General features: G+C 48.9%; 2 protein-coding genes. Both read right to left on the minus strand.

Annotation, left to right across the window (positions count from 1 at the left end; translation table 11 throughout):
- Positions 1–236 (minus strand): recombinase family protein (locus OOZ15_RS20395; RefSeq protein ID WP_265958177.1); only part of this gene is annotated, 236 nt, incomplete at its 3' end.
- Positions 237–372: 136 nt separating this feature from the next.
- Positions 373–963, minus strand: a complete 591-nt coding sequence (locus OOZ15_RS19855) for a plasmid pRiA4b ORF-3 family protein (protein WP_265958178.1) — start codon at positions 961–963, stop codon at positions 373–375.
- Between the last annotated feature and the right edge of the window lie 67 nt (positions 964–1,030).

Consider the following 1,030-nt stretch of genomic DNA (forward strand, 5'->3'; position numbering starts at 1 on the left):
GTGACAGCGCACATATCCGACATATTCCGGCAAAGGCGATCGATGGAATGAACCAGAAGCGTATCACCAGGGCGTAATTGCCCCAGGAGTTCCTGTAACCCCGGGCGGTTTGTGTCCTTCGCGCTGGCATGCTCAACACAAATTTTATCAGGCTGAAAACCCGCCTTTGACAATGCCTCTTCCTGACGGGCCGTATTCTGATCGGCCGAGCTTACCCTGATGTAGGCATATTGCACGCAAAACCTCCGGAAGGTCTTTAAACATCATAGAGATTTAAAGAATAATCCATAAACACTGATTTAGGGAGGTTTATAGACATTTTTTCGGGGATCTGAGAGGCATGCTGAAAACGTATACCTTTATAGACATCAGTCAGCGACGACGGCCCAGCCAGATAACTTCAGGCTCCAGTACCGGAGATGCAAGGTCGAGCCTGCTCAGTTGCCGGTTGATTTTGTGGCGGTTGAACCTGACAGCATCCAGGTCGTCAGCAAAAGGGCGGATCTCGCCGACCGTTGTTTCATCATCCGCATTAACGATAGCTTCAAGAAACGCCAGGGTTTTATCGAACTCATCCGCAGCTGTGGCTCCGGGCATACCATGGCCGCTTATACAAAACGGCGCTTTCAGCGTAGAGTTTTCATAAATGGCCTCAACACGAATGTCATGAAGCCAGTGCTCAAAGAAATTGTATTCATAGGTAAAGCGATCGCCAGCATCAAAAGCAAAATCATCAATCACGACCCGGAACGGATTATCGACAAAACCGATGCCTCCTTCGTAGGAGATACCGTAATCTTTGCCATAAATGTGAAATTGATGGAGATGGTCGTCCCCCCAGCCCTGCACTATCTGGAAAATGAAGTGAAGCGCGGCCAGTGACGTGTCGGCAGCAATTCTCAGCCGACGCCAGACCATCGGACTGACTCCATGAACTGCTATTTTGATGACGTAGGTCTTCATAGTCAGGAGGTATTGTTATGAAATGATGGGGGGTATTTTAGACCCTGAAGATGGGATGATTCGATGG

It is taken from the genome of Galbibacter kalidii (assembly GCF_026241135.1).
Lineage (GTDB): Bacteria > Bacteroidota > Bacteroidia > Flavobacteriales > Flavobacteriaceae > Galbibacter.